Genomic DNA, 7,423 nt, shown 5'->3' with positions numbered 1-7,423 from the left:
CGGCGGCGAAGATGGCCTGGGCCACCCCCGCCACGATCGAGGCGACCTTGAGTGCCTCCAGCACCGCCTCGCGGTCCACACCCGCCTCGCGCACTACCTGCTCGTGCGAGGCGACGCAGGCCTGGCAGCCGTTGATCGCCGAGACTGCGAAACTCCACAGCTCGAACGTGGCCTTGTCGACTCCCGGGTTGCCGATGATGTTCATCCGCAATCCGGGCCGCAGGTCGTCGTAGGCGCCGTCCAAGAAGTGCCGGCCACGGTAGAACACGTTGTTCATACCCATGATCGACGCCGCACCCAGGGCGGCCTGGTAGGCCTCCGCCGAGAGGTTGTCCGCGGCTTCGGCGCTGATCTCGGCCAGCACCGTGGCGTTACGCGTCGCCGCGGCGCTGGCCAACAGGCTGCCCCAGAGCTGCTCCTCGTTCAGAGCGGTGGTGCGAGCGATCGAACCCAGGTTGAGCTTGAGGTCCTTGGCGAATTCCGGGACCGCGTTCTTGAGATTCTCGATACTCATATGGCGCTATTCCTTCTCGTCGCCGGCACGCTGCACCGGGCCCCGATCAGACCGATTCTTTGAGCAGCTCGCCGGCGTTGATCGTCGGGTCGCCCTTCTTCCAGTTGCAGGCGCACAACTCGTCGGACTGCAGCGCGTCGAGCACGCGCAGCACCTCGTCGACGTTGCGGCCCACCGAGCCGGCCGTGACCGACACGAACTGGATCTCGTTGTTGGGGTCGACGATGAAGGTGGCCCGGTCGGCCACGCCGTCGGCGTTGAGCGCACCGGTCGCCTCGATCAGCTCGCGCTTGAGGTCCGAGAGCATCGGGAACGGCAGCGTCTTGAGGTCCTCGTGCTGCGCGCGCCACTGGAAGTGCACGAACTCGTTGTCGATGGACGCGCCGAGCACCTGGGCGTCGCGGTCGGCGAACTCATCGTTCAGCTTGCCGAAGGCGGCGATCTCGGTGGGGCAGACGAAGGTGAAGTCCTTGGGCCAGAAGAACACCACCCGCCACTTGCCGGGGTGGTCGTCGCTGGTGACAGTGGTGAAGTAGTCGTCCGGCTTCTTGGCATCGACCTGGGTCAGGTCGCCGGGAACAACGGCCTTGAGCCGGTAGGACGGGAACTGGTCGCCGATGGTCAGCAGTGCCATGACACTCCTCGTTGTGTGCGTCGTTGTGTGAGAATTCCGGGCGCTTGGGTCGCTTCAGCGCCGCACGCTCCATACTGCCCTATCGCAATTAAAAATAAAAGGTGATACTTCGCACTATAATTATCGGCATGACCGATACAAATTATCAGCCGACGCTGGCGGGACTGCGGGCGTTCGCCGCGGTCGCCGAGAAGCACCACTTCAGTCTCGCGGCAGCCGGTCTGGGCCTGAGCCAGTCGACGTTGTCGCAAGCCGTGTCGTCACTGGAGTCCGGCTTGGGCATCCAGCTGATCGAGCGGTCCACCCGGCGGGTCTTCCTGACCGCGGAGGGCCAGCAGTTGCTGGGACATGCCCACGCCGTGCTCGACGCAGCGGCGCGCTTCACGGCTGCGGCCGCCGGCGTCGCCGACCCGCTGCAGGGCACCATGCGGCTCGGCCTGATCCCGACTGTGGCGCCGTACGTGCTGCCCGCGGTGCTGGCCGGGCTGCCGGAAAGCCTGCCGGAACTGAACCTGCGGGTGATCGAAGACCAGACCGAGAGGTTGCTCACCGGGCTGCGGGAGGGAGCAGTGGATGCCGCGCTGCTCGCCCTGCCGGCCGAAGCCTCCGGAATGTCGGAAATCCCGATATATGACGAGGATTTCGTGTTGGCGCTGCCGCCGGGGCATGCGCTGGCGGGTAAGCGCCGGGTACCGCCGACCGCCCTGGCGGACCTGCCGCTGCTGCTGCTCGACGAAGGGCACTGCCTGCGCGACCAGGCCCTGGACATCTGCCGCAATGCCGGGGTGCGGGCGCAGTTGGCCAACACCCGGGCGGCATCGCTGGCGACCGCGGTGCAGTGCGTGACCGGCGGCCTGGGCGTGACGTTGATCCCGCAGACGGCGGTGCCGGTGGAGGCCGAGCGCAGCGGACTGGCGCTGGCCCAATTCGCCGCGCCCCGCCCGGGCCGGCGGATCGGGCTGGTGTTTCGCACCTCCAGCGGGCGTGAAGAGTCCTATCGGCGGTTGGCGGGCATCATCGGCGACGTGATCGCCGCGCGGCACCAGGTCGACCGGGTTCAGTAAGGGCTCCGTCCCGCCGTTCGAGCGCGGTTTAGGCTGCACGGGTGATTCTGAAGATCGAGGACGAGAACCGGGTCCGGACCTGTACGTTGAACCGCCCCGACGCGCTCAACGCGTTCGACGAGGCGCTGTACGACGCCACCGCCGAGGCGCTGCTGACCGCCGCCGACGACCCGGAGGTCGCCGTCGTGCTCTTGACCGGCGCTGGGCGCTCCTTCAGTGCCGGCACCGACCTCAACGAGATGCAGGCGATGGTGACCGATCCGGACTTCACCCCGGGCAAGCACGGCTTTCGGGGTCTGGTCGACGCCCTGGCGGCCTTTCCCAAACCGCTGATCTGCGCGGTCAACGGCATCGGCCTGGGCATCGGCGCCACCATCCTCGGTTATGCCGATCTGGTGTTCATGTCCGCGACGGCACGGTTGAAATGCCCGTTCACCAGCCTTGGAGTCGCGCCGGAAGCCGGGTCGTCCTACCTGCTTCCGCAATTGATCGGTCGGCAGAACGCGGCCTGGCTGCTGATGTCCTCGGAATGGGTGGATGCCGAGGAGGCGCTGCGCATGGGCCTGGTCTGGAAGGTGTGCGAACCGGAAGCGCTGCTCGACGAGGCGCGCCGGCACGCCGAAGTGCTTGCCTCCCGGCCGATCTCAAGCCTGAAGGCGGTCAAGGCCACCATGGTCGCGCCGGGCCGCGATCAGGTGGCCGCGGCCACCGCGCGGGAGAACGTGCTGTTCGCCGAACTGATGGGCGCCCAAGCCAACGCCGACGCGTTGGCCGAGTTCACCGGGCGGCGACAGAACCGCTGATCAGCGGGATCCGACCGGCGTGATGTCCAGTGTGAGGTGCCGCAGCGAGCCGTTGACCGGACCTGAGGGCGCCGCGGCCAGGGTGGCTTCGATGATGCCGCGGACCGTGCACCGGCACCGGCCGCAGTCGCCGCCCGCACCGCACATCGCGGCGACCTCTTTCGACGTCGACGCGCCGGCCGCGACGGCATCGGACACCATCTGATTGGTGGCTCCGACACAAAGGCAGACATACATGGCTATACCCCTACTGACCGCCGCCCGCAGGCGCCATCAGATCGATTGCGGCAGCGAACTTTCCGACGAACGGTCCGGGATAGCCGCCGACACCCACGCCGGCCATCCACTCCGCAGCGGTGTCCGGGTGGTCAATCCAGCGCTGTGCGCTTGCCGCATTGTCGATCTCCAACAGCGTCATCACCTCGTTTCCGTCGTCGACGGCCTGATACACCCACACTTTGCGCACGCCCGCGCCGGCGAACCGATCCAGTCCGCGATGCACCTTTGCCATCAGGTCCGCGGGGTCGCCGACGGTGGACACCACGCCGACGATCACCTCTGAACCGCCCCGTGAATCGGGCTCCTCGGGGCCGGGCTCGTCGAGGTTGATCTTCTCGGTGACCTCGCCGGCGAAGATCGCCGGCAGGTCGTTGACCCCGGAGCGGTCGAACCACTCGAAGACGGCGGGGGAGCGCAGCAGCTCCTTGACGGATATCCGGTGTCGCAGGCCGATCGTCACCAGCACCCGGTCGGGTTCGGACACCGAGGTGTAAAGCACCGCATGGCGGGCTCCGAGCCCCAGCAGCGGGGTGTGGTCGTCGCGAATCAGCGCCCAGGTGCGATCGATGTCGTCGACGCGGTAGTCCAGCGCCAGCACCAGCGAATGTGGATCGTTGCGCTGCGACATGCAACCGCCCGAGATGCCGACACGTCGGCCAGGCGAAGCAAGTCTCATGTTAGTAGAGTCTAACCTAAGTTGAGCGCATCCCGCAGGGCCGCACCGCGATCCGCTTTCCGCCGGGCCCGATGCCGATGCGCCGATTCGACGCGCCGAGACACGGGTAAACACCGCACCGTGGCCGGTGACCTGCACTAGATTGAGTTCGGCGCGTTACGGCGATGATCAAGCCCCAGACGGCGCGGGGGCATGCGAGGTTCTTCACACCCAGAGGAGTGATCATGCAAGGCGACCCCGAGGTTCTGAAACTGCTCAACGAGCAGCTGACCAGTGAGCTCACCGCGATCAACCAGTACTTTCTGCACGCCAAGATGCAGGACAACTGGGGTTTCACCGAGCTGGCCGGCCACACCCGCGAAGAGTCGATGGAAGAGATGCGCCACGCCGAGACGGTGACCGATCGGATTTTGGTGCTCGGGGGCCTGCCGAACTACCAGCGCATCGGCTCGCTGCGTATCGGGCAGACGCTGCGCGAACAGTTCGAAAGCGACCTGGCACTGGAGATCGACGTGCTCAACCGGCTACGCCCGGGCATCGTCATGTGCCGCGACAAGCAGGACAGCACCACAGCCAAGATTCTGGAGACCATCCTCGCCGACGAGGAGTCCCACATCGACCACCTGGAAACTCAACTGGAGCTGATGGACAAGCTGGGCGAGGCGCTGTACGCGGCGCAGTGTGTCTCCCGCCCGCCGTCGTCAGGGTAGCGGCGGGGGCCCGTCCGCACGGACCGCGACGGGAAGGCAAGAATGACCGATGCGACGCAGGTCGCAGACGATGTGCGGCCCGAGCCGGTCAGCCCGCAGCGCCGCAACCTGATCTTCCTGGCGATCGTGTTCGGCCTGTTGATGGCCGCGCTCGACCAGACCATCGTCGCGACCGCGCTGCCGACCATCGTCTCGGATCTGGGCAACGCCGGCCATCAGTCCTGGGTGGTCACCAGCTACCTGCTGACCTCGACCATCGCGACGATTTTGGCCGGCAAGCTCGGCGACCTGTTCGGCCGCAAACTGGTGTTCCAGACCGCGGTGGTGTGCTTCGTCGCCGGGTCGGTGCTGTGCGGGTGGTCCGCGTCGATGGAGATGCTGGTCGGTGCCCGAGCGCTGCAGGGCATCGGCGGAGGCGCGATCACCGTGACCGCCGCGGCGCTGATCGGGGAAGTCATTCCGCTGCGCGAACGAGGCCGCTACCAGGGCATGCTGGGCGCGGTCTTCGGCGTCACCACCGTGATCGGTCCGCTGCTGGGTGGTTACTTCACCGACTACCTGAGCTGGCGGTGGGCGTTCTGGATCAACGTGCCGATCTCGGTGGTCGTGATGCTGGTGGCCGGGGCGGCGATCCCGGCGCTGGCCGGCCGGGCCAAGCCCGTCATCGACTACGCCGGGATCGTCCTGATCGGCCTGGGCGCCACCGGACTGACGCTGGCCACCAGCTGGGGCGGCACCCGGTACAGCTGGGGGTCGCCGACGATCATCGCGTTGTTCGCCGGATCGGTGGTGGCGCTGGCGCTGTTCGCCCGGGTGGAAACCCGGGCCGCGGCCCCGATCCTGCCGACCCGGCTCTTCGCCGAACCGGTGTTCGCGGTGTGCTGTGTGCTGGCGTTCGTGGTCGGCTTCGCCATGCTGGGAGCGCTGACCTTCCTGCCCACCTTCATGCAGTACGTCGACGGTGTCTCGGCGACCACCTCGGGACTGCGCACGCTGCCGATGGTGGTGGGCATGCTGGTGATGTCCACTGGTAGTGGCACCCTGGTCGGCCGGACCGGCCGGTACAAGATCTTTCCGGTGCTCGGCACCGCCCTGATGACGATCGCGTTCGGGCTGATGTCACAGATGGACGCCGCCACCCCGGCGCTGCTGCAGTCGCTGTACCTGCTCATCCTGGGCGCCGGGATCGGGCTGTCGATGCAGGTGCTGGTCCTGGTCGTGCAGAACACCTCGAGCTTCGCCGACCTGGGGGTCGCCACCGCCGGGGTCACGTTCTTCCGGACCATCGGCAGTTCGTTCGGGGCCGCTGTCTTCGGGTCGCTGTTCGTCAACTTCCTCGACGACCGCCTCGGTTCCGCGCTACGCACCGCCGGGCTGGCTCCCGACGCGGCCGCCTCGCCCGAAGCGCTGCACCGGCTCTCCCCGGAGCAGGCGGCGCCGATCGTGCAGGCCTACGCCGACTCCCTCGGCCAGGTGTTCATGTGGGCCGCGCCGGTCGCGCTGCTCGGGTTCGTGCTGGCGCTGTTCCTGCGCGAGGTCCCGCTCAAGGAGCTGCATGACAGCGCCGTCGACCTCGGCGACGGCTTCGGCATGCCCACCACCGCATCGTCGGACGAACTGCTGGAGACCGCGATCGGGCGGCTGCTGCGCAACGCACCCGGGGTGCGGCTGCGCAGCATCGCGATGCGGGAGGACTGCGAACTCGATGTCGCCGGGCTGTGGACGGTGCTGCGCATCTACCGCTACGCCGAAGTTTTCCGTACGGCACGGCTCAGTGACATCGGCAAGAACCTGCGGGTGCCCTACGAGATCCTCGAACCCACCGTCGATCGCCTGGTCGACCAGGGCTACGTGTTGCGCGACGGCGATCACCTGGGACTCACCCGGGCCGGGCTGCGTCAGGTGCGATTTGTCACCTCGCTGGTGCAGGACTGGGTGAGCGACAAGCTGGCCCGCTCGCCCGGGTTCGCGGGCCGTCCGGACCGCGCCGAGGTCGAAGCCGCCCTGCAGCGGATCGCGCACCGGGCCCTGGTCGACCGGGATTGGTCGGCACATTCGGGGGAGTTCGTCGGCAGCGCCCATGGTGACGGCAAAGCCGATTAGCATCCCCAGGTATGAGCCGAATCGGAACTTTCCCCGCGGATGACCTGACGGCCTGGATGGCCAAATCGCCCGAACTCGCCGCGGGCATCGGTGGATTCAGTACCGCGGTCTACAACCGCGGCCGGCTGCCGATGCGCACCCGCGAGCTGGCCCGGATGGTGATCGCCTTTGACAACGAGTGCGCGGTGTGCGTCAACACCCGCGATGCCGACGGCCCGGCGGCCGGAGTGAGCGAGGAGCTCTACGACCACGTCGCCGAGTGGCGCACCTGGCCCGGCTACAGCGACTCCGAACGGCTCGCGGCGGAGTTCGCCCACCGGTTCGCCACCGACCACACCGGGCTGCGCGACGACGAGGACTTCTGGTCGCGGTGCTCCGAGCACTTCAGCGACGAACTGTTGGCCGACCTCGCGCTGTCGTGTGCGTTGTGGCTGGGCATGGGACGGTTGCTGCGCACCCTCGACATCGGTCAGGCCTGCGCATTCACCCTGCCCAGCCGCGCTTGATGGTGCGACGGCCCTCGCGCCGGGCCGGCTGGGCCGCGGCGGCCGCCGCGGCTGTGGTCGGGGTTGCCGGTGTCGCGGCGCTGAAATCGGCTGCCGTCCGGGCCCGCAACAGCAGCCCCTCGCCGCTGCGCCCC

At 67.8% G+C, this 7,423-nt stretch carries 9 protein-coding genes; 5 read left to right on the top strand and 4 right to left on the bottom strand.

Translation table 11 applies throughout. The annotated features are described in order from the left end of the window. Positions 1 to 514: alkylhydroperoxidase, AhpD family (ahpD, locus tag AC5Y31_RS15625; protein ID WP_499981394.1), on the bottom strand; the 514-nt coding region annotated here is incomplete at its 3' end. 46 nt (positions 515 to 560) lie between these two features. Continuing rightward, positions 561 to 1,148 carry a peroxiredoxin gene (locus AC5Y31_RS15620; RefSeq protein WP_065025504.1) on the bottom strand — a complete coding sequence of 196 codons (588 nt, stop codon included), beginning with the start codon at positions 1,146 to 1,148 and terminating at the stop codon, positions 561 to 563. Between the two features lie 128 nt (positions 1,149 to 1,276). Between AC5Y31_RS15620 and AC5Y31_RS15615 the strand changes: the two genes are divergently transcribed. Together AC5Y31_RS15615 and AC5Y31_RS15610 are read left to right on the top strand one after the other, a co-directional pair. Next, positions 1,277 to 2,212, top strand: coding sequence for a hydrogen peroxide-inducible genes activator (locus AC5Y31_RS15615; RefSeq protein WP_499981391.1), 936 nt, complete (start codon positions 1,277 to 1,279; stop codon positions 2,210 to 2,212). A gap of 41 nt (positions 2,213 to 2,253) precedes the next feature. Then, positions 2,254 to 3,015, top strand: coding sequence for an enoyl-CoA hydratase/isomerase family protein (locus AC5Y31_RS15610; protein ID WP_499981389.1), 762 nt, complete (start codon positions 2,254 to 2,256; stop codon positions 3,013 to 3,015). On the opposite strand, the gene AC5Y31_RS15605 is transcribed toward AC5Y31_RS15610, so the two are convergent. Then, positions 3,016 to 3,252 (bottom strand): (2Fe-2S)-binding protein, encoded by a 237-nt coding sequence (locus AC5Y31_RS15605; protein ID WP_499981385.1) that lies wholly within the window; start codon positions 3,250 to 3,252, stop codon positions 3,016 to 3,018. Positions 3,253 to 3,262: 10 nt separating this feature from the next. Beyond that, positions 3,263 to 3,922, bottom strand: a complete 660-nt coding sequence (locus AC5Y31_RS15600; RefSeq protein WP_065025500.1) for a fatty-acid--CoA ligase — start codon at positions 3,920 to 3,922, stop codon at positions 3,263 to 3,265. 272 nt (positions 3,923 to 4,194) lie between these two features. Here AC5Y31_RS15600 and bfr point away from each other — a divergent pair, with 272 nt between their 5' ends. Genes bfr through AC5Y31_RS15585 form a run of 3 tightly spaced genes read left to right on the top strand, consistent with a single transcriptional unit; the run spans position 4,195 to position 7,289 of the window. After that, entirely contained in the window at positions 4,195 to 4,680 is a 486-nt protein-coding gene (gene bfr, locus AC5Y31_RS15595; protein WP_065025519.1) for a bacterioferritin, read from the top strand. A 42-nt stretch (positions 4,681 to 4,722) separates the two neighbouring features. Beyond that, positions 4,723 to 6,783, top strand: coding sequence for an MDR family MFS transporter (locus AC5Y31_RS15590; protein ID WP_499981381.1), 2,061 nt, complete (start codon positions 4,723 to 4,725; stop codon positions 6,781 to 6,783). A gap of 11 nt (positions 6,784 to 6,794) precedes the next feature. Then, positions 6,795 to 7,289 carry a carboxymuconolactone decarboxylase family protein gene (locus AC5Y31_RS15585; RefSeq protein WP_499981379.1) on the top strand — a complete coding sequence of 165 codons (495 nt, stop codon included), beginning with the start codon at positions 6,795 to 6,797 and terminating at the stop codon, positions 7,287 to 7,289. Positions 7,290 to 7,423 lie beyond the last annotated feature (134 nt).

It is taken from the genome of Mycobacterium sp. NGS18 (assembly GCF_059813185.1).
Note: the sequence above shows the minus strand (reverse complement) of the source record. Positions and strands in the feature narration are given on the sequence as shown.